This window comes from Streptomyces sp. NBC_00038 (genome assembly GCF_026343635.1).
In the GTDB taxonomy this organism is placed as follows: domain Bacteria; phylum Actinomycetota; class Actinomycetes; order Streptomycetales; family Streptomycetaceae; genus Streptomyces.
In genome coordinates this window covers 151,602-171,108 of the sequence record NZ_JAPELQ010000001.1, presented here as the reverse complement: position 1 = coordinate 171,108, position 19,507 = coordinate 151,602, and the positions used below count along the sequence as shown (strand labels likewise).

The window sequence follows — 19,507 nt, the reverse complement described above, 5'->3', positions numbered from 1 at the left end:
ACTGGCTGACGGCGGTCGTGGCAGACTCCCCGCACGCGGTCACCTACGGTCCGCTCGCAGAGTCGGATCCGCGCGGTCGTGGCCCGCAAGAGGATCGCCGCGGTGGGCTTCGTCGGCGGGGAATGCGCCCGCGGCACAACCAGCCCCTTACGTCGTCATCTCGCCTGAGTGGCAATCAACAGCAGGTGCTGGCAACGCCGCGGGAGCGGATCTACGGGCGTCGGCGTGCGGTGCTGAGTTCAGGCACCCGCTCGGTCGCGGTGCGTTCGTTCCAGACGTTGGCTAGTTGCACGCGAGAGTGCACGTCGAGCTTCGCGAAGATTGAACGCACGTGTGTTCCCACGGTGTTGGGTGACAGCCCCAGCGTGCGGGCGGCGGCCTGATTGGTCTGCCCTGTGCTGATCAGTTGTGCGACTTTCTTCTCCGCTTCGCTCAGCGCGGCCCACCCGGTACGCGGCCGCTCGAGATCATTGATCCATTTGGAGCGGCGGATCCCGGCGCGGCGCATGGTGTGCTGAAGCGAGAGTACGGATCCCCGCGCGCCCACTTGGTGATAGAGGTCCCAGGCGAGGTCGAGGTTGGCCACGCCTTCCTTTCGCTGACCGGAGGTCAGCAGCGCCCGGCCGTAGTCCTCGTAGCCGCTGGCCTTCAACAAGGGCCGTGGGCTGTGTGCGAGCGCCTCCGTGGCCCGCCGCAGGAGAGTGAGGTCCTGGCGAAGGGTGCCGCGCAGTTGTAGCGCTATTCCTTCGAAACTGGCCACCCCGGGGTTGCGGGCAGCTCCCTCCTCGGCAATGGCCACCGCGTACTCGGCGAAGCCCCGATCGCCGGCGGCCAGGCCGAACCGGGTGAAGCCCCTCATCCAGCCGGGCCACCAGGGCCAGTAGGTCGGCGACTCCCTGGCCCGGTACAACGCGGGGGACAGGACAGACATGGCCTGGTCGAGGTTGCCTTCCGCCGCGCTGATCCACCCCTGCAGCAGGTGCAGGCCCGGCAGGCGGACCTCGTCGTCGGCGTCGGCGTGCGTCAGGGCCGGGGCCAGGCGATTGCGGGCTTCGACGATGTCGCCCCGCAGCAGCGCGACGGAGCTTGTGATCATGATGGCTTGCAGGCCGTGCGTGTAGTTGCCGAGCTCCTCGCTCAAGGCGATCAGGGTTCGGGCGGTGGAGTCGGCGTCATCGAGGCGGCTGAGGCCGAACTCCTGCCATAGCTGTGTGTACAGCACGGAGGGCAGGATCGCTTCGACCTGGTTGCGCGCATCGGCGTGGGCGGCGCTGAGCATCGTCTCTGCCTCGGCGAAGCGGTCGAGCAGTTGCAGGGCCAGTATTTCCTGAGCCAGGTGCGATTGGCCGGCGGTCGTGCGCAGTGCGCGGAAGTGGGCCAGGGATTCGGCGTGGTGCCCGGAGTTCTTGGCGACCTCGCCGAGAGCCTGGAGCGCCACGGCGATCGCCTCACGGTCGCCTGCGAGCCGGGCTTCGGTCAGGGCTGGTTCTGCCGCCTGCCTGGCGATGTGGGCCGGTTCTGTGCGCGTGAGAGCCAAGGCGCGCGAGGAGGTGAGCCGCGACCGTAGCGCGGGCGACAGACCGGGCTGGGACAGTGCTGCGTCGATCCGGGTCAGGGAGTCGGCGAGTCGGCCCATCAGCCACAGGGCCCGGGCGGCCAGGACTTGGATGCGTGCGGTGGTCGCGGGATCGTCGGACCGGGCCAGCAGCGTGTCTGCGACCGAGACCGCCTCAGCGCAGCGTTGGACCCGGGAGAGGATGTCGACGCAGTGTTCTCCGACGGTCAGCCAGGCGGACTGTGCGGGACGCAGGAGCTGGAAGGCCTGGAGGGCGAGGTCGCCTGCGGTGTGGGGCATGGCCGTGACAGCGGCGTCGGCGGCCTGGGTGAGGATCCTCGCGCTGGCCAGGTCCCCGGGCATCGCGCTCGCCCGTGCGTGCGGGGCGGTGCTCAGCGGGCCGTGCCCGGTCGCCATCAGGTGTTCGGCGCAGCGTTGGTGCAGTGCACGTCGGGTGTTGTTGGTGAGGTCGGCGTAGACCGTCTCGCGAACCAGGTCGTGCCGGAAGCTGAGGCGGTGGTCGCGGGCGGTAAGTAGACCGGACTCGACGGCCAGCTCCGCCCAGGCCCATACATGGGCGGCCGGATGTTCGGCCAGCAGGGCAGTGGCGTCGTCGACCGCGAACGGCTGACCGAACACCGCCGCGGTCTGCACCAGTTGGCGCTCGCCGGCGCCCAGGCCCTGCAGTTTTCGGCGTGTGGCGAAGACGAACTCGGTCGGGACCTGGTCCTCCGGTTCGCCCTGTGCGCGGGCCCGTGCCACGCCGTCCAGGATCTGCGTGATCAGAAAAGGGTTGCCTCCAACTCCATCGAGCATGCTTCGGACCTTCTCGGAGGGGGTGCCGCCGAGCCGGTCCAGCGCGAGGGCGCCAACATCGGGGTCGCTCAGAGGTCCCAGGTGGATGAACTCCACGGGGATCAACGGGATCTCGGTTCGCAAGAGGTCCGAGACCAGGCCACTGGCGGCGTTCCGCCCGGCGACGACCCACACGATGGGTGACCCGGCCAAACGTGCGGGCAGGGCCTGCACCACGAACCTGGTCAACCGGTCCGCCCATTGGGCGTCGTCGATGGCGAAGATCACCGGGGAGGCACAGGCGAGCTTCTCAAGATGGGTGCTGACTTGTTCGAGCAGTTGAAGAGGCTGGTCGACGCTGCGCTGGAGTTCGTCCAATGTGTCGGAGGCGATGAGAGGAGACGTACCGGAGCGCAGCGCCACAAGCAGTGGTGCGCCCGGGGAGATTTGCCCGGCCTCATCGGCCTTGCCAGTCCCCGAGGCGAATCCTCGAGTCCGGCCCTGAGCGATCAGTTCCTCGAGCACCGCAGTCTTGCCGATGCCGGCTTCGCCGGTGAGGACGACGATGCCGCTGCGTCCGTCCTGTTCTGTACGCCTGACCACCGAGAGGGCCGACGACATCGCCGTCGCACGTCCCCGCAACACAGTCCTGGCCACTTCAGGGTCTTCCAGCGCCCGCGCGACGGTACCGGAAGCGGCTGTGGTTCATGATTGCCGCGGAGGCCGGGTGGGACCAGCGACGCACGTTGTACATGACTCCACCTTAGTCAGTTGTGTGTTGCGACCGACAACCTGCAGGGAGTGGCGCGGTGGGAGAGACCGGCACGGCCGCTACGCGAGACGGGCACAGTGCAGATCCCGCTCCGTGGCCGGTACACGATCCGATTCGCCCGCATCCGGGATCGTCACCTCAGGTCAGGCTTGTTGTCGAAGTTGCCGGCCTCCCACAGCTCGTACATCCGGGCCACCGCCGTGGGGCGAGGTTGGACACGGCGGAGACGAAGCCCGCGCCGCCGAGCGCGAGCAGTGGCAGGCAGAGCAGATCGATGCCGGAGCAGACCAGCAGCGAGCGTTCGCAAGCGTGCAGGACGCGGGAGAAGTGCTCGAAGTCCTTTGTCGCCTCCTTGACTCCGACGGCCGCGTCTGCGCCCAACTCGAAGGCGGCGTGGGGCATCGCCAGGGTCTCGTCCAGCTTGTGCGAGCCGTGATTCACGCGTCGTCGACACGTCTGGACGGTCACCTGTTCATGTGGTGGTGCGGGCTGCGCACGCCGTGGTGTCCTCTCCTGGACACGGCCGTCTCTGCTCGGGAGGACCTCTCATGCGCAGACGCGCGCCGTTGGCGGCGTTCCGGGGACGACGACTTCCAGTCGAAAGGTCACACCATGAGCAGACTCACCGCCCGCCGAACGAGCCGTAAAGGGAAGGTCTCGCTCGGGCTTGGTGCCGCCGTGGTCAGTCTGGCGATCTTCGGCAGCGCGGCCGCAGCGTACGCCGCGTCTCCTCCGGCACCCGGGCAGGCAGCCCGCACCACCGGCGGGGGCGTCACTCTCAGCGAGGTTGGTTGCGCTCCGGGCACGATCACGGTTAAGCCGGTTCCGCAGGAGCCGGTCGGTGCCGGGGGCGAGAAAATCGTGGACAACGCCAACTGCAGAGACATCGCGCATGCCATTATCGGCACCTGGCTGAGCAAGGACTGCGAGACTGCGAGTCAGGACCTGACGCGGCGGCGCACCTATGTGTTTGACAGGCATGACGTCGCCACCATCACCTACGATCTCTACGGTGGTCCTGGCTGCGACGAGAGCGCAAAGCTCTTCACGATCACGACCCGTGGGATTGCAGCATTCGTTGGTCCGTCGGCCACGGTCGCGGGGGCCTCGAACGTCCTCTTCACGTTTCTGAGCCGCGCGGCCACGCCCACCACCGCCGGGCTAGGCGCGCTGCAGAAGGCGTGCCCGCAATATGACTGGGCGCCGGGAGCCTCCGTGGACCTCAGCAGGGATGGTTGCGGCGCGCTCGTTCAGTCGAACACGGAGTGCCCCGTTGAGTACGACCTCGCAGCGATCGTCTCCGGCGTCGCCTATTTCGGTGATCGAAGCCACCCACTTTGCACGGAAGCCACACGACCGACGAAGCTCGCATCGTGGGGTGTCGTAAAGAAGCGGAAGCCATACGACCGATGAAGCGCGCACCGTGGAGTCTGGTAAAGAAGCCGTAGACGGTCTGTCTGAGCTCGGCTCCTTTATGCCGAGCTCAGAGGGCATTCGATGGTGCTGCTTCCATCTTTTTCCGATTAGCCAGTTTCAGTATCGGTGGCGTCCCATCGAGTGGTGTAGCTGGTCGCGGATGTGTCCCGGCTTGTTGCGTAGTCACGGGACAAGCTCGTTCGGTTCCCGTTGTGGAGGGAGTTGGTGGCGGGACCACACGGGAAACTCAGGGGTCGGTGTCGATTGTTCGGAGGTCGAGAGTTTCGCGAACGTCCTCGATCGAGTGCGACCGAGAGCGGGCGACAAGGTCCTCAAAGAAGACCATGTACCCCTGCCCTGCGAGTTCGGCCTCCTTGCGAATGTAGGGCTCCATGATCTTCCAGAACTGATCGAGATAGCCGCCGAAGAAACCGATGACGAGTTCTTCCGACACCACCCGGTGGGCAACAAGTAGTCCGAAGTTGTCGAAGAGAAAGCCGACTTTGCGGAGCGCGGCGCGGGCTTGTGGTGGTTGCCGTGTCACGCCTTGGGCGGGAGAAGCCTCGGCGGCCAGCCGCTCATAGATGAAGTCGCGCGCCTCGAACCACTCCGGGCTGCGAGCTTCCCTGAACGCCTCCAGGACGACAGGGACCAGGCTCTGACGTGACATGAGCCGCGTCTGCCGTAGAGACAGCGCAACCGCAACAACGGCCGTCAATGCGCTGGCCACGCTCACCACACCTGCGATGCCCATCGTGTCCCCCCTGATACCGCTGCCTCTCAATCCCATCCGCCCGGCAGCATGTTCAACCGACGGAACTGCGCCATAGCGCACACCTCCGACCTACCGCAGCCTGCGACGTGCGTCACCACTCAGTCCTCTGAGGGACCGGCGCCGAGGCAGAGCACGGTTTCTGCAATTGGAGATGGTGTCCCGTCGAGTGGTGCAGTCGGTCGAGGGTCGTGAACGCGCGGGTGTCTGCCCGGGGCGTGCACCCGCTGTCGCTGCTTGCTCCCTGAACAAGAGCAGGCCATCGCGCAAGTCTCCCTGGTGAACGGGCAGTTCAACCGGAGGAGCACACGATGGCCTTGTCCCAGTCTGACCTGATGCAGCTGCTGGAGTCACTACGTACGGCCGACGGAGTTGAGACGATCAGGGTGCTGTGTGAGCGCATCCTGCAAGAACTCATCGAGGCCGAGGCGACCGACGCCATCGGTGCCGCCCGAGGCGAGCACTCCGACCAGCTCACCACCTGGCGCAACGGCCACCGCGAGCGGCTGCTGACCACCCAGGCCGGCGACCTCGACCTGAAGATCCCCAAAGTGCGGACCGGTTCCTTCTTCCCCTCGCTGCTGGAGCGGCGCCGGAGGATCGACCGGGCGCTGTTCGCCGTGATGATGGAGGCATACGTGCACGGGGTTTCGACCCGTTCCGCCGATAACCTGGTCAAAGCCCTGGGGTCGACACCGGGATCTCCAAATCCGAGGTGTCACGGATCTGCGGCGAACTCGACGCCGAACTGACCGCGTTCAAGGAACGGCCGCTGGACCACACCGTCTTCGCCTATGTCTTCCTGGACGCCACCTACTGCAAGGCCCGGGTCAACCACCGGATCGTCTCGCAGGCCGTGGTCATCGCGACCGGGATCTCCGCCACCGGGCACCGCGAGATCCTCGGACTGATGGTCGGCGACAGCGAGTCGAAGCCGTTCTGGACGAAGTTCCTGCGCTCGCTTCGGGCCCGCGCGCTGGACAACGTCCAGCGGGTCATCTCCGACAGCCACAGCGGTCTGGTGGCCGCGATCCGCACCGTTTTCCTCGGCTCGGCCTGGCGAAGGTGCCGGGTTCACTTCGTGCGAGACGTGTTCGGTGTGATCGAAAAGGGGTCGGGAGAGATGGTGGCGGCGACCATCCGCACCGTCTTCGCGCAGACCACCGGCGAGGTCGTGCGCACCCAGCTGAATGTGGTGGCCGACATGCTCGGACGGCAGTTCCCCCAGGTCAAAAGCATGCTGCTGGACGCCGCGACAGATATCACCGCGTTCGCGGACTTCCCGCCGGCGCACTGGAAGAAGATCTGGTCCACCAACCCGCTGGAGTGGCTGAACCGGGAGGTCAAACGCCGGGCCGACGTCGTCCAGGTCTTCCCCAACCCTGCCGCTCTGGAGCGGCTGGCCGCCGCGGTCCTAGCCGAACTCCATGACGAATGGCAGGTCTTCGACTGCCGCTACTTCTCCGAAGCCTCCATGGCCGAACTCCTCACCGCCAAACCGGCCGAGGATGACCACCAGCTTCCACAACAACAGGAAGCGAATCAGCTCGGCCAGTGACTACACCACTCGGCGGGACACCATCTCAGTATCCGACTGATTCGCCCGATATTGCGCTGGCGTTGGTCCAGTGCGTCGGAGGAGGTCAGAGGAGACGCGCCGGAGCGCAGCGCCACAAGCAGTGGTGCACTCGGGGAGATTTGCCCGACCTCATCGGCCTTGCCAACCCCCGAGGCGAATCCTCGAGTCCGGCCCTGAGCGATCAATTCCTCGAGCACCGCGGTCTGCCGATGCCGATTCGCCCACATCCGGGATCGTTGCCTCAGATCATCCTCGCGCTCCCCGTACTCAGCCGCACAGGGGAAGCCTCAGGTGGAATCTGGGACGTACTCGACTCGTTCGGGTCTGCGGAGCGGCACCAGGGCCACGCTGGGTCAGGCCACCGTCTGATCGCAGTGCCGACAGGCCAGTTCGGCCTCCAGGTGATGACCGCAGTCATGCCAGAGCTCCAGGTCGGGCTCATCCACTGCCCATTTGCTGGCCCACTGGAACCGCGCGAGGAGTAATTTCGCGACCGGTCGTGGTGTGCGAACCGGCGAATCCGGATGGGCGGTGTCAGCACCCCACCAGGTATTCTCCGGTCCGCGAACCGGATCAGGCGTGTATGCCCCGTTCGACGTCTTGAAGCTCGGCTGACCCGACAAGTGGATCACGGTCGTGGTTCTGTGGCCGTCACCGGAATCCATCAGTCCGCACGGGCGGTACAGGTCGACTTGTGCCGCCCCTTACCTGAACAGGTGAGGGACGGCTCTTTGCGGTCGGCGAAGCTCCTGCCTTGTCGACCTGTTGGGAGCTCTCCTTCGGATTTGGCCTTCTGCGTGTCGGGCGGTCAGAAGACGAGGTCCTCGATGCGCTCGGAACCGGAAGTGACCGCGAACTGGTGCCGAATGCCGACGCCCTCGCTAAGCAACCGGGCGATCAGCGCGGCCACGTCGGCGCGAGGAATGCTTCCGCCGCCGATCCCGTCGCCCAGCTGGACCCGCCCAGACCCCGGCCGATCATCCAATCCGGAAGGACGCACGATGGTCCAGTCCAGTGCGCGCGCACGGAGGTCCGCATCTGCCTCGCTCTTGAGACGCAGATAGATCTGGAACGGATTGGCCGAACCGCTGTCGAAGTAGTCGGCACCCATCGAGGAGATGAGTACGTAGCGGTTGACCGCAGCCTTCTCGGCTGCGTTGGCCAGCAGAATTGCCCCGTCGCGGTCGATGGCCTCCTTCTGCCGGGTGGTGCTGCCATAGCCGGCACCCGCCGCGAACACCACGGCGTCGACACCGGACAAGAACTCGGCAAGCGCCTGCACACTGATGGTCTCGATATCGAGCACCAGTGGCGTGCCTCCGGCCGTGACTACGTTGTGCCCCTGGCTCTCGGAGCGCACCGTGCCTACCACTGTGTGGCCTTGTCGGCTCAGAAGAGCTGTCAGCAGCAGTGCAATCCGGCTGTGCCCACCGACGATGACGACCTTCATGTCTTCACACCCATCCATGTCCGTGGACCCGCGTCGCAGCGGGCCCGAGCCGTTCGCCCAGGTGGACAGACCGCGATGCCGGGCCAGAGTCGGCGTGTCCGCGGCTCGCTCTCGTGCCGATCTCGTTCAGCCGGGACGCTGCGACGGCGCCGGTACCGGCCGGGGAGACCGGTGCGCCTCGTGCAACCAGCCAGTCCGGCCACGGGTTGTGGTGTAGGAGAGTGCCTCATGGCCTTCAGCTCCTTGTTGCACGACCGATGCCAAGTGCAGCCAGGCATGTGCCCGCAGGAGGGAGGTGCAGGCGCTGCCGCCGGACGTGCGCTGGCCCTGTTCTCCGAGTCCGCGTGCATCGATACGTCGAGGACCCGACGTGCCTGGGAGTGCTCAGCCTCGGTGGTCGGCATCAGCCGTTTGCTTCCGTGGGAGGTCTGCCTTGTGGTGCGTGCGGTAGTGAGGTCGGCTGGCCTGCATGTACAGGCAGCCGACTGGCCGCTGATGTTCAGGGACACGCGCTTCGGTAAGCATTCCTCGTGCTCGTTCGTAGCGTGCGGCCACAGCACGTCTACTGCGCTGCTTCCGTGTCCGGGACCGCGCCCATGTGATGGCCCATCCGGACGTCGAAGTCTGCTCCGGTGGCCCGAGCGTAGGCGCTGACCCGCCGGAACCGGTCCAGGAATGCAGGGTTCTGGACCAGTGTCTCCGTGGTCCCCTGGGATTCCAGCAGATCTTCGGGAGCGGGCAGGGTGTGACGGTTGATCATAGTTTTCGCTGTGCCGAGCGCCACGGAGTCGAAGGTGGCGATGCGTCGTGCCAGTGCGTCAACGTAGCCAGTCAGTTCCGCGCCCGGAAGGGCTCTGTTGATCCACCCGTATCGCTCAGCGGTCGCCGCGTCGAAGTCGTCCGCGCTGAGAACGATCTCCAACGTTCGTCCCCGACCCACGAAGGCCGCGAGCCGTTCGATACCCCCGCCGCCAGGGATCAGGCTGCTGCCGATCTCAGGCTGCCCGAACAGGGCTGTCTCTGCGGCGGCGAACCGCATGTCGCAGGCGAGCGCGAACTCGTTTCCGCCGCCCCGTGCCCTGCCACGGATCTCCGCGATGGAGATCACCGGCACCTGGGAGAGCCGAACCGTCATGTTCAGGAACGGCGGCAGCCCCGTCGGGCCCGGAGCGGTCGGCAGGGCACCGCCGGAGAGGTCGTAGCGGGCGAAGAAGAAGTCCGGGTTGGCGCTGTCGAACACGACCACCCGCAAGTCGTCCGTGTCTTCCACCGCAGTGACGATGTCCTGCAACTCCGCGGCTGTCGTGGCATTCATCAGGTTGATTGGCGGGTTGTCGAAGGTGACCCGCCAATATCCCGGCAAAGGGACTGTGATCGTGAACTGCGTCAGCTGGGGCGTCGTGGCAGTCATGGTGACCTTCCAGGTCAGGCGGTCTGTCGCGTGGGCAGGACCGCGATCTCGGGCAGGTTCACGCGGGCGGGCAACCCCACCGCGTAGGCGACCACGTCGGCGATGTCCTGAGGAATGAGCCACTCGATCGTGTCCCGGGTGGCGGCCAGCCGTGTGCGTACGTTCTCGTCAGCGATATGGCTCTGCAGCTCTGTGCCGACGATGCCCGGTTGGATCGTGGTGACCCGCACGTTCTTCGGTCCCAGCTCCGCGCGCAGGTTGTTGCCCAGGTGGATCACATAAGCCTTTGATGCCGCGTAGACCGAGAACGTCGGAAACACGCCCCTGCCGGCAACCGAAGCCGTGTTCACAAGGTCCGCTACACCGATAGTCGCCGCGGAGCGCACGAGCTGGTCGGTGAACGCGATCAGCGTGTTGTTCACCGCACCGATATTCAGCTCGACCTGGCGGCTCCAGTCCTGTGGATTGAGGTCACCGAGCGGCGTCGGCAGCATGATGCCCGCATTGCTGACTACGATTCCGGCATCGCCGAGCTCACGGGCAATCTCGCCTGACACCGCTGTGGTGGCTGCTGCGTCGGTGAGGTCGACCGGGTAGGACGCCGCTCTGCCTCCCGACGCCGTGATGTCCTCGACGATCGCATCGAGCTTGTCCTCGCGGCGGGCAAGCAGGGCCACCGATGCACCGCGCGCAGCGAATGTCCGTGCGATCTGTTCGCCGATGCCGCTGGATGCTCCGGTGACCACAGCGACACGGCCGCTCAGTTCTGTCGAAGCGGACATGGTCCACCCTTTCAGGGAATGCGGTGGGAAATTGACCCCGGATTCGGCCGCCGAACGGGGGAGGCGGCAGCCGGATCCGGGGAGCAAATGTGGGGCTAACTGAGACGCCGTACGAGACCGCAGAGTCACCAGCACGTTGAATGGTGTTCCTCAGATGCCTGGGCGGTGCTGACTCCCGCCTGCAGAGTGCAAGCGCGCCACCAAGCGGCAGGCACCTACGCCTTGCTGAGCAGCTCCCGCACGTGCTGGACGATCTCCTCATTGGTGTAGGCGTGGCCGGCGATGCCCCAGCCGCCAGACACCGCCTCGGTGAGGGCAACCCAGGTGCGCCCCTCCAACGTCGGGTCACCTGCAGCCTTGGCGACCAGAGCGGTGAAGTCCTTGACCAGCCCAAGCTGCTGCTCGCGGTCCAGCGCGCCGGCGTTGGTGGTCACGTTCACGCGAACACTGGTGCTGCCGCCGCCGGCGGTCGAAAAGGAGTCCGGGTCCAGTTCGTGGATGAACGCGGCGGTGTTGTCGAGGAAGAAGGGGATCGCGGGCACCTTCTCCCATCGCATGATCGTCTGGGCGAGTTCCTGGGCGAGCGCATGCTTGTCGGCGAACGTCCCGGTCGGGGCGTACACATCGATCATCGGCATGGCGATGTCCTCTCGTGAGTGGGGATTCGTGATGACGAGACATCCTCGGGACGGGGCTTGCTCTACCCGGCCCCGGTCGGTCCGCTGGCCACGGAGCCAGGAGAGCACGATCTTCCAGCCGGACAGCCGTCCATTCAGTGCACTATCCACAGTCTGGTCTTCTGCCACTTCCCGCTCACTCACCCAAACACGTTAGAGAGCCCCCCAAGAGCCCCGCGAGGGTCAGGCGGGCACCGGCGACTGCATTGGCGGGTTCGGCGTAGTGGTCCTGCCACTGCTGAGCTCAGGCGAGAATGGCCAGCTCGATCGCGCGGACCGTGAGAAAATGCAGGTCGACGCCGACGCCATGTTCGAGCAGCACGGACTCCGTGGATGGCACTGGCTGGGCCCACTGCGCGATCGTGTGTCTTGGTCCTGCGAACCCCAGCCGTGCCGAGCAGGGCCGGCAGCTGGTCCACGCACCGCCGAGCCCAAGCCCCCTCGGCCTCCGGCTGGCATCCAATGCCACCGTGGTCACGTCGGCAGGGTCGGGTGTCATCTCCAGCCTGACCGTCCGGCGCCAGGGTGAGGAGCACGGCCGCTCCGTCCGTCCCGGCACCGAGGCACTGACCGGATTGCACACGTTGTAACTGGGATCGATACGTGGTCCCCTGGCCGGAACTCCACGAGCACATCAGCGACGCCGGGCACGGCGCTGAGCTCGTCCAGCCGGTGCACGGCGACCAGCGCCGGGTGCGTCTTCGTTGCCAACGACATACGGAGCTGAGCACCGCCCTGAACCCCGTCGATCATGTCCGGACGACGACCGAGGCAGCATTCCACGGAGTCATGGAAAAGCCGCAGGTCAGAGTGACTAGCCCACAGACGTGCCCGTGAACCGGGCCGCGAGCTCGATCAGACAGACGTCGTCTCCGTCGCCACTGCGTTTGACCTCGAGGTGGCCTGGATCCTGACGGAGGTAGAACGCGTCGAGCACCCTGCCTGCAAAACCGCTCCACCGATCGTAGTCAGGATGGGCGCCGCCGATCTGGGTGATGTCCCACAACGGAGAGTTGCGGTCGTCGGGTCGCCGGTACTCCCAGATCTCACTTCCACCGTCCACACCGTGTCCGCCTCGTCCAGAGCCGCCGCGTTACTGAATACCGAAAGTCCGTGCGGCCCCGTTCCCATCGTCCGCTTCACGATGACGGGCAAGCCGATGAAGCAGGGTGTGGCCCTCGTTCTGGCTGGTGGGCACGTCAGAGGTTCCCGCTTCGACTGCTCCAAGGCGGGCCAGTTCGACGCGGGACTTGATGGAGAGCTTGGCGAAGATATGCCGCAGATGGCTATTCACGGTGTGCGGCGAGAGAAATAGCTGCTCGGCGACCTCGCGGTTGGTCAGTCCCTGGGCGACGAGTCTGGCCACAGACTCCTCGGCTTCCGTCATCGCGGCCCAGCCGCGAGTGGCTGGTTCTCTGACGACGATCCGCCGCCGGATGCCGAGGTCGCGCAGCTGGCCGCGGACCCGCCGAGCGTCCCAGACAGCTCCGAGATCCGTGTAGCGGACAAGGGCTTGCCCCAGAGTGGCCACCCCGGCTGCGCGATCGGAGGCAAGGAGGCAGATACCGAGATCCTCGGTGGCCATGGCCCACTCCAGCGGACGGCGGCACCGCTCGAAGCCGTCCACCCCAGCTCGCAGTTCGCGCTCATCATTCGACAGCAGGCCATGGACGTATGCCTGAGTCGCTGAGATCGCCAGCGAACTGGTGTTCGTGGCAGCGCGGCGTCGTGTGTTGGCCAGCGCGAGTTGTGCGAGCAGATCATCCCCCGTCGCGGCAGCGATTCTGGCCAGCACCATCTCGTCGGTGACGTCTTGGGGGAAGCGTGGAAGCACGGGTGAATCCGCGAGACCTGTCAGCCAGTCGCGTGCCGCGTTCATGTCGCCGTCGGCCATGGCGGTCAGCGCGAGCATCCAGGCAGCATGCTGCTTGATCACCGGTGTTCCGAGCTTGAGCATCACTTTGCCGATCTCGCCGGCTCGGCGAAGCTGCCGGGTGTCTGCCATGTGCATGGCCGCTCGCGCCATTGCGCAGAGCGCTGCCCCGTCCAGCGCGGCTACGGCACGCGTGCCGTCTTCCAGCTCGAATCGGCCCTCTAGGACGGCGGCGGCCTCGGAGATGCGGCCGAGACGCAGCCACAGGCGTGCCTGCCAGGTCTCGTACATTTCATAGATCCAGTCCTGGCGGTCGCGCTGCGCCGAGGCAAGCCCTTCCTGCGCGATCGCAAGGGCTTCGTCCTCCCGGCCGAGGTGGGACAGGATCTCGCCGCAGTACATCTGGACCATCCGGATCCGGGTGTTCTCGCCCGCCGCCAAGCCCTCACGAGCCGTCTTCGTGAACAGCTCGACAGCCTCGTCGAACCGCTCGTCGGCGTAGGCGATACCGGCCTCGGCGACACCGAGGATGAGCGATGCACGAGGATCGGCAGTCGCGGCAGTAGCTATGCGCGCCTCAGGGATCGACCGCCGTGCTTCCTCGATCCGCCCGGCGACAAGGAGGTTGTAGGTAAGGCACGCCAGATGTGCGGCCCGCAGCGTTGGCGAGACGTCCGGAAGCCTGAGAGCTTGGCGGCCGGCTTCCGCACGGGCATCGGGGGAGAGCGCGAACATGCCGGCGATGCTGAGGCGGACCTGCGCTTCCTGTTCAGCGGGGAGGGTGTCACGCAGTGCGGCGTCAGCGAACGCGATGGCCTCTCCGGAGCTCCCGCTTGTGTGAAGGGCCACGGCGGTGACGCTGACGATCTCTCCTCGTCGTGGGTGCTGGAGCGGGGAGAGATCCAGTGCCCGGCAACCGAAGTCCGAGGCGGCGGTGGCATCGGTGGAGACGACCGTTTTGGCGGCCTGCAGCAGGGTCGTGATCGCCACTTCGTCACCCAGCTCGGCGCTGGCGGCAAGTTGGTACGCCACCTCCACGGGAAGTGCGCCGCGCTCCAGAAGGATGGTCGCGGCTTGGCGGTCCATTGCGCAGCGCGCGCTTACCGGGACGCTGGCTCGTACCGCCTCGCGGGTGATGTCGTGCCAGAACGCCAGCTTGGCCTCGTGTTCGACGAACAAGTCGGCGTCCAGTAGCTCGCCTACAGGTGCGAGGAGGTCAGACGTCGGGCAGTCGAGCAGCTGCGCCATGTCCGTGAAGGAGAAACGCCGACCGAGGGACGCTGCGACGATGACCGCTTCCCGGGCCGGCGCGGACAGGTGAGCCAAGCGCTCGCGCATCTTCTGAGCGACGCGGCGTGGTAGCTGAGTGTTGCGGACGTCGGCGAGGCCGCCGACGATCTCGACGCGCGCTTCGTCCTGAAGGCCCAGGAGCGTTTCGACGAGGAGAAATGGGTTGCCGGCTGCCCGCTCGGCGAGCGTGAGGACGTTCCGGCCCGGCTCCGCGCCGAGAATTTCCGCCGTGATTGCGGCGATGGCCTCGGCTCGCAGCGGGCCCAGGCCGACCTTGCACAGGCCTCGACTCTGGAGGTAGTCCAGGGTCCTGGCGATCGGATTCGATTCAGGAGTCGGCCGCGCAGCGATGATCCAGGCGATTGGGACGTCGCGCAGCCGGAGCGGCAGCTCGCGCAGAGCCGCCGCCGTGCCGGCATCGACCCAGTGGGCGTCGTCGACGCATACGGCGAGTGGTGACTGGAGGGCGTTCTTCTCGAGGATGGCTTCGATGTCCCGGAGCAGCCAGAACCTCTGGTTCGGCTCTGGCTGTGTCGGCGGCAGTTCCTGCCGTGAAAGAAGCGGTTCGCGCCCACCGAATAGTGCTGACAGCAGCGTGGACATCTCGACGGCGCTCTCGTTCGGCTCCGCCGCCACGCTACCTGTTCGGATCCCGAAACGATCGGCGACGGTCTTGGTCTCCGCCAGGAGCCTGGTTTTACCGATACCGGCGCCGCCGGTGACCACGATGGCGCTGCCGCGTCCATCGGCGACCCGGCGGAGCTCGTCCTCGATGAGTGCGAGCTCCCCTGAACGGCCACGGAGTTCACAGGGCCACCATCGTTGCCTGTTCATCGGCCGTCTCCTTTGACCCTTTGCCGACTGACGCAAGATGCTGGATGACGGTCGCGAACGCGTTTCCTGTGGCGAACCCAGATCTGAAGTCGCAATGGGGTCGGGTTCTCGGTGCCGGTTCACAAAGTATCGCAGCCACTCAAGACGATCAGTAATGCGCCAGGGTAACAAGCGAGGTGACGTTGATAGTCACCAAGTTGACGATGCCAGGACCTGGCGGACCTGAGTTCTATAGACCTCGGCGACCAGGTGGACCTGGTAGACGCGTGGGGTCTTTCAAACGAACGGGTCTGTCATGTTGGTCATGCGGCGAGCACGCAGATGCTTGCGGTAGGGGGCGACGAGGGTGGGCCGGCAGGTGGGGGCGGTGCGCAGGAACCGTGCCCTCGTGGCCTTCCTCACCGGCCGGTCGTTGTGGCTGATGAACGTGGTCACACGCCGAGGTAACAGCTGTTTGGCTCCGACGACTTCGCGCTCTGAAAGCCAGTAATCGCGTTTCGTCTTTTCCGGATTCCGTCACACGGCTCTCTGTCTCGTCGGGATGACACACTCAAACCTATGGCACCCCGGGGTTTCCGCTGCGGATGCACCTGTGGCACAGGGTCAGATGCCAGGCTGTGCCTTGCTCCGTGCGGTGAGGTCGGCGAGGCGCCGCCACTGGGCGCGGGGCGGGGCCTCGGTCTGCTCCTCGGTGATGAGCTGCAGGGCCAAGTGGTCGGCGCCTGCTGTGTGGAACTGGGCGAGGCGAGCGCTGATCGCGTCGTCGGTGCCCCAGACGACAAGGGCGTCGACCAGGAAGTCGCTGCCGCCGCCGGTGAGGTCGTCGTCGGTGAAGCCCAGGCGCTTGAGATTGGCGGCGTAGTTGGGCAGCTGGAGGTAGTAGTCGAGGAAGCGGCGCGCGGTCTCGCGTGCACTCCTGGGCTCGCTCTCCAGGACCACTGTGACCTCGGGGGCCAGGAGTGATGCGTCGCCCAGGATGTGGCGAGCCTGCTCGATGTATTCCGGGGTGACGAGGTATGGATGGGCGCCGACGGCCCGGTCGCGGGCAAGGCGCAGCATCCTCGGTCCGAGCGCCGCCAGGATCCGGCTCTGCGCCGGCACGGGCGTGGTGGCTGAGTCGAGGGCGTCGAGGTACTCCACCATCGTGGCGTAGGGCCGTTGGTAGTGCTTGGCCAGCTGTGCGTGACTCGCGCCCAGACCCAGCACGAACCGGTCAGGGTGGGCGTGCTCCAGCTCGGCCCGTTGTTCGGCCACCGTGTCGGCGGCCTCGTACCAGATGTTCAGAATTCCTGTGGCCAGGACGACACGGTCGGTTGCCTCGGCCAGGTGCGCCGCGTGGTGCACGCCGCTGCTGCCGCCGAGCCAGATCGCGCCGAAGCCGAGTTCCTCCAGCTCTGCTGCCGCGTCGAGCAACTCGCCTTGTAGTGCGGGAGCTTCGGAGCGCAATTCCTGGCTGAAGATTCCGAAGCGGCCTACCGCGTCCTTGAGCGCCGCGGGACGTTGCGTGTGCATGTCTGCTCCCTCGTAAGGATGTTCGTGGGCGGTGCCGCTTTTAAACGGCTTCGCCGATTGCCTTGAACTCGACGTCGGTCAGGGTGATTTGTGCAGCCCGCGTGTTCTCCTCGAGATGGGATACGCGGGACGTGCCGGGAATGGGCAGCATCACGGGGGAGCGGTGTAGCAGCCATGCCAAGGCGAGTTGGGAAGGGGTCGCACCGTACGCCTTGCTGAGGGAATCGAGCAGGCCGCCCGGACGCGCCAGCCGGCCAGTGGCCATCGGGTACCACGGGATGAAGCCCAGATTCTCCCGCTCTGCGTAGTCGAGTACGTCCTCGGCCTTGCGGTTGGCCAGGTTGTACAGGTTCTGCACGGAGACGATGTCCGCGATCTTCCGGGCCTCTTGGATCTGATGGACCGTCACCTCGGAGAGGCCGATGTGGCCGATCTTGCCCTCCTGTTGCAGCAGGCGCAGCTCGCCGACCTGGTCGTCCAGCGGGACCTTGGGGTCGATGCGGTGCAGTTGGTAGAGGTCGATGCGGTCCACGCCCAGGTGGCGCAGGCTCAGTTCGGTCTGCTGCCGCAGGTATTCGGGTCGGCCCAGGGCACGCCAGTCGTCCGGGCCCGAGCGGGACAGCCCGCCCTTGGTGGCGATGACGAGGTCCGATGGGTAGGGGTGCAGGGCCTTGTGGATTAGCTGCTCGCTGACAAAGGGGCCGTAGGAGTCCGCGGTGTCGATGAGTTTGACGCCCAGATCCACGGCTCGGCGCAGCACGCGCACGGCCTCCTCAGGATCCTTGGGTGGTCCCCACACGCCGGGACCCGTGAGCTGCATGGCGCCGTATCCGAGCCGGTTGACAGGAAGGTTGCCGCCGAGCTGGAACACTCCTGAGGCGTCGGCAGGGCTTGAGGCTTGCTGTGTCATGGTCTGTACTCCCGTTGTTGTGCTGGGTTCTATGGGCGCCGGGGGACTGACGGTCAGTGCGCCTCGGCGACCGGCTCCAGGATGAAGAGCGGGATGCTGCGGCCGGTCCCGGCCCGGTATTCGGCGAAGGGCGGGTAGGTGGCGTCCGCGCGCTTCCACCACTTGGCCTTCTCTTCGCCGTGAAGTTCGCGAGCGAGCATGTCTTGCCTGGCCGCTCGGTCCTGCACTTCGACGAGGGGATGAGCAACCACGTTGTGGTACCAGGCAGGGTGCTGGTCGGCGCCACCGTTGGAGGCGGCCACCGCGTAGGAGCCGTTGTGCGCGACTCGCATCAGGGGCATCTTGCGGATCTTTCCGGAGTTCACGCCTTTGGTGGTTAGGATGATGACCGGCAGGTCCAGGAAGGTCCCGCCTTGTTCGCCGTCGCTGGCTTCGTACTGTGCGACCTGTTCGCGTACCCACGAGGTTGGGCTCGGTTCGTACTCACCTTGCAGAGGCATTGCTCGCGCTCCTAGTCGTTCTTCGGGACATGGGCCATGGGGTTCGCGGCCCGAGTGTGAGAGCTGGTGATGCCTGGAACGGACCGTTCCGGCTCAGTGACGTGTGTGGATGCGGTACTGCGCGATCAGCCCGAGGACGGCGGTGGCGATGATGGCGAATCCGTAGCCAAGGACGGTGTTCATCAGGCCCACCGGAGCGATCAGGAGTCCTGCGATGATCGCCGGGACTCCGAAGCTCAGGTACGCGACCAGGTAAACGGCTGCGAAGAGGCCTGCCCTCTGATGGGGTTGCGCGAGCGGAGCGACAGCCCGGATGGCGCCGGAGAAGGAAGCGCCGAAGCCCACACCACCGATGACGCCTCCCACCCACAGCAGGGGCAGGGTCCCGGAGGCGACACCCACCATGTTCACCGCGGTTCCCAGCAGTACGCCCGCACCGCCGACAAATATGGTGCTACGTGGTGTCAGACGTCCGAGGAAGAGGCCGGCAATGGCGGCCGCGGCCGGCTGGATGAAGGCCGTAACGCCGTTCAAAAGACCGCTGTGCAGGCCGAACAGGTCCCGAATGATGGTGGGCACGAGCCCCATGGACAGGCCTCCCAACATCCATGCCGCCACATGAACGGGAACGCTCGCCGCGAACTCATGGCGTGCGGCTCGGGGGACGGACACACGGGGAACGAGAGAGCGTGCCGCCCCGGGGCGCGTGGAAACCGTCTCGGCCGAGAAGACGGCGACAGCCGTGCCGACGACCATGATCCCCGCGAGGGCCGAGAACACGATGACGGACGCGTGGCTGCTGAACTGGACCGTTGCGCCTGTCAGCAAGGCCCCCAGACCCAGCCCGCCGGCCGGGGCGATGCTGGTGATGATCATGCCCAGCTTCTTGCTGCGCTCCGGGGCGTGTTCCACGACCGATGCAGAGAAGGCGCTCGTGGCTGCGCCCGTGGCGATGCCCTGGATCGTGCGGGCTGCGATGACCCAGCCGATGTTCGGAGCGAAGACGAACATGAGCATCGCTCCGAGCTCCACCAGGAGGGAGCCGATCAGGACGGGCCGCCGTCCGATGTGGTCGGACAGTGACCCGGCGACGAGCAGAGCCACGAGCAGGCCGAGCGCGTAGGCGGCGAAGGCGATCGTCAGCACCCAGGCGGAGAAGTGCCACTGCTGCTCGAAGACGACCAGGAGCGGAGTGGGTGCGCCTGCGGCCACATAGAGCGCTGCGAAGACGGCGGCCGACCCGGCGAATGCCGCGGGAGCGGGAAGCAGCCTTCGGGTCTGTAGGGGCTCGGGGGTTGCGAGGGCAGGACTGTGGTCATGCCTGGATGCGATGCTGAGCACCTCTAACCCTCCTAAGGCAAAGGTTTGTGCGTTAGGAG

Annotated in this window: 15 protein-coding genes and 1 pseudogene; 2 read left to right on the top strand and 14 right to left on the bottom strand. The window is 66.3% G+C overall.

The genetic code is table 11. The features are described from left to right. Positions 1-211 precede the first annotated feature (211 nt). Together OG219_RS00855 and OG219_RS00850 are read right to left on the bottom strand one after the other, a co-directional pair. Entirely contained in the window at positions 212-2,995 is a 2,784-nt protein-coding gene (locus OG219_RS00855; RefSeq protein WP_266835957.1) for a LuxR family transcriptional regulator, read from the bottom strand. Between the two features lie 265 nt (positions 2,996-3,260). Continuing rightward, positions 3,261-3,563, bottom strand: a complete 303-nt coding sequence (locus OG219_RS00850; protein WP_266821796.1) for a dihydrodipicolinate synthase family protein — start codon at positions 3,561-3,563, stop codon at positions 3,261-3,263. A 171-nt stretch (positions 3,564-3,734) separates the two neighbouring features. Here OG219_RS00850 and OG219_RS00845 point away from each other — a divergent pair, with 171 nt between their 5' ends. Continuing rightward, entirely contained in the window at positions 3,735-4,535 is an 801-nt protein-coding gene (locus OG219_RS00845; RefSeq protein WP_266821794.1) for a hypothetical protein, read from the top strand. Positions 4,536-4,785: 250 nt separating this feature from the next. Here OG219_RS00845 and OG219_RS00840 read toward each other — a convergent pair whose 3' ends face one another. Beyond that, a complete protein-coding gene (locus OG219_RS00840) occupies positions 4,786-5,292 on the bottom strand; it encodes a hypothetical protein (protein ID WP_266821792.1) in 507 nt (168 codons plus the stop codon). Positions 5,293-5,621: 329 nt separating this feature from the next. On the opposite strand from OG219_RS00840, the pseudogene OG219_RS00835 reads away from it, so the two are divergent. Next, a pseudogene (locus tag OG219_RS00835) lies at positions 5,622-6,868 on the top strand (IS256 family transposase). 829 nt (positions 6,869-7,697) lie between these two features. Here OG219_RS00835 and OG219_RS00830 read toward each other — a convergent pair. From OG219_RS00830 to OG219_RS00780, 11 genes are all read right to left on the bottom strand, one after another. Further along, positions 7,698-8,339, bottom strand: a complete 642-nt coding sequence (locus OG219_RS00830; RefSeq protein WP_266821790.1) for an SDR family oxidoreductase — start codon at positions 8,337-8,339, stop codon at positions 7,698-7,700. Positions 8,340-8,901: 562 nt separating this feature from the next. Further along, positions 8,902-9,750 (bottom strand): enoyl-CoA hydratase/isomerase family protein, encoded by an 849-nt coding sequence (locus OG219_RS00825; RefSeq protein WP_266821788.1) that lies wholly within the window; start codon positions 9,748-9,750, stop codon positions 8,902-8,904. Positions 9,751-9,764: 14 nt separating this feature from the next. Next, the gene (locus OG219_RS00820; RefSeq protein ID WP_266821786.1) at positions 9,765-10,532 is read right to left on the bottom strand and encodes an SDR family oxidoreductase; all 768 of its coding nucleotides are present in this window, start codon (positions 10,530-10,532) and stop codon (positions 9,765-9,767) included. 215 nt (positions 10,533-10,747) lie between these two features. Beyond that, positions 10,748-11,170 carry a hypothetical protein gene (locus OG219_RS00815; RefSeq protein WP_266821784.1) on the bottom strand — a complete coding sequence of 141 codons (423 nt, stop codon included), beginning with the start codon at positions 11,168-11,170 and terminating at the stop codon, positions 10,748-10,750. Positions 11,171-12,023: 853 nt separating this feature from the next. Further along, positions 12,024-12,272 carry a hypothetical protein gene (locus OG219_RS00810; RefSeq protein ID WP_266821782.1) on the bottom strand — a complete coding sequence of 83 codons (249 nt, stop codon included), beginning with the start codon at positions 12,270-12,272 and terminating at the stop codon, positions 12,024-12,026. Positions 12,273-12,302: 30 nt separating this feature from the next. Further along, positions 12,303-15,206 (bottom strand): LuxR family transcriptional regulator, encoded by a 2,904-nt coding sequence (locus OG219_RS00805; RefSeq protein ID WP_266821780.1) that lies wholly within the window; start codon positions 15,204-15,206, stop codon positions 12,303-12,305. A 276-nt stretch (positions 15,207-15,482) separates the two neighbouring features. Next, positions 15,483-15,641: a hypothetical protein gene (locus OG219_RS00800; protein WP_266821778.1), complete on the bottom strand. Its 159-nt coding sequence runs from the start codon at positions 15,639-15,641 to the stop codon at positions 15,483-15,485. A gap of 168 nt (positions 15,642-15,809) precedes the next feature. After that, positions 15,810-16,718, bottom strand: a complete 909-nt coding sequence (locus OG219_RS00795) for an LLM class F420-dependent oxidoreductase (RefSeq protein WP_266821776.1) — start codon at positions 16,716-16,718, stop codon at positions 15,810-15,812. Between the two features lie 40 nt (positions 16,719-16,758). Continuing rightward, the gene (locus OG219_RS00790) at positions 16,759-17,628 is read right to left on the bottom strand and encodes an aldo/keto reductase (protein ID WP_266821774.1); all 870 of its coding nucleotides are present in this window, start codon (positions 17,626-17,628) and stop codon (positions 16,759-16,761) included. A 53-nt stretch (positions 17,629-17,681) separates the two neighbouring features. Continuing rightward, positions 17,682-18,128 (bottom strand): nitroreductase family deazaflavin-dependent oxidoreductase, encoded by a 447-nt coding sequence (locus OG219_RS00785; protein WP_266821772.1) that lies wholly within the window; start codon positions 18,126-18,128, stop codon positions 17,682-17,684. 93 nt (positions 18,129-18,221) lie between these two features. Further along, complete coding sequence (locus OG219_RS00780; protein WP_266821770.1) at positions 18,222-19,469, bottom strand: MFS transporter; 1,248 nt, start codon at positions 19,467-19,469, stop codon at positions 18,222-18,224. Positions 19,470-19,507 lie beyond the last annotated feature (38 nt).

Bases quoted from the DNA above. Each gene is read 5' to 3' on its own strand.
- OG219_RS00845 (WP_266821794.1), top strand. From the start codon at position 3,735: ATGAGCAGACTCACCGCCCGCCGAACGAGCCGTAAAGGGAAGGTCTCG.
- OG219_RS00840 (WP_266821792.1), bottom strand. From the start codon at position 5,292: ATGGGCATCGCAGGTGTGGTGAGCGTGGCCAGCGCATTGACGGCCGTT.
- OG219_RS00830 (WP_266821790.1), bottom strand. From the start codon at position 8,339: ATGAAGGTCGTCATCGTCGGTGGGCACAGCCGGATTGCACTGCTGCTG.
- OG219_RS00825 (WP_266821788.1), bottom strand. From the start codon at position 9,750: ATGACTGCCACGACGCCCCAGCTGACGCAGTTCACGATCACAGTCCCT.
- OG219_RS00820 (WP_266821786.1), bottom strand. From the start codon at position 10,532: ATGTCCGCTTCGACAGAACTGAGCGGCCGTGTCGCTGTGGTCACCGGA.
- OG219_RS00815 (WP_266821784.1), bottom strand. From the start codon at position 11,170: ATGCCGATGATCGATGTGTACGCCCCGACCGGGACGTTCGCCGACAAG.
- OG219_RS00805 (WP_266821780.1), bottom strand. From the start codon at position 15,206: ATGAACAGGCAACGATGGTGGCCCTGTGAACTCCGTGGCCGTTCAGGG.
- OG219_RS00795 (WP_266821776.1), bottom strand. From the start codon at position 16,718: ATGCACACGCAACGTCCCGCGGCGCTCAAGGACGCGGTAGGCCGCTTC.
- OG219_RS00790 (WP_266821774.1), bottom strand. From the start codon at position 17,628: ATGACACAGCAAGCCTCAAGCCCTGCCGACGCCTCAGGAGTGTTCCAG.
- OG219_RS00785 (WP_266821772.1), bottom strand. From the start codon at position 18,128: ATGCCTCTGCAAGGTGAGTACGAACCGAGCCCAACCTCGTGGGTACGC.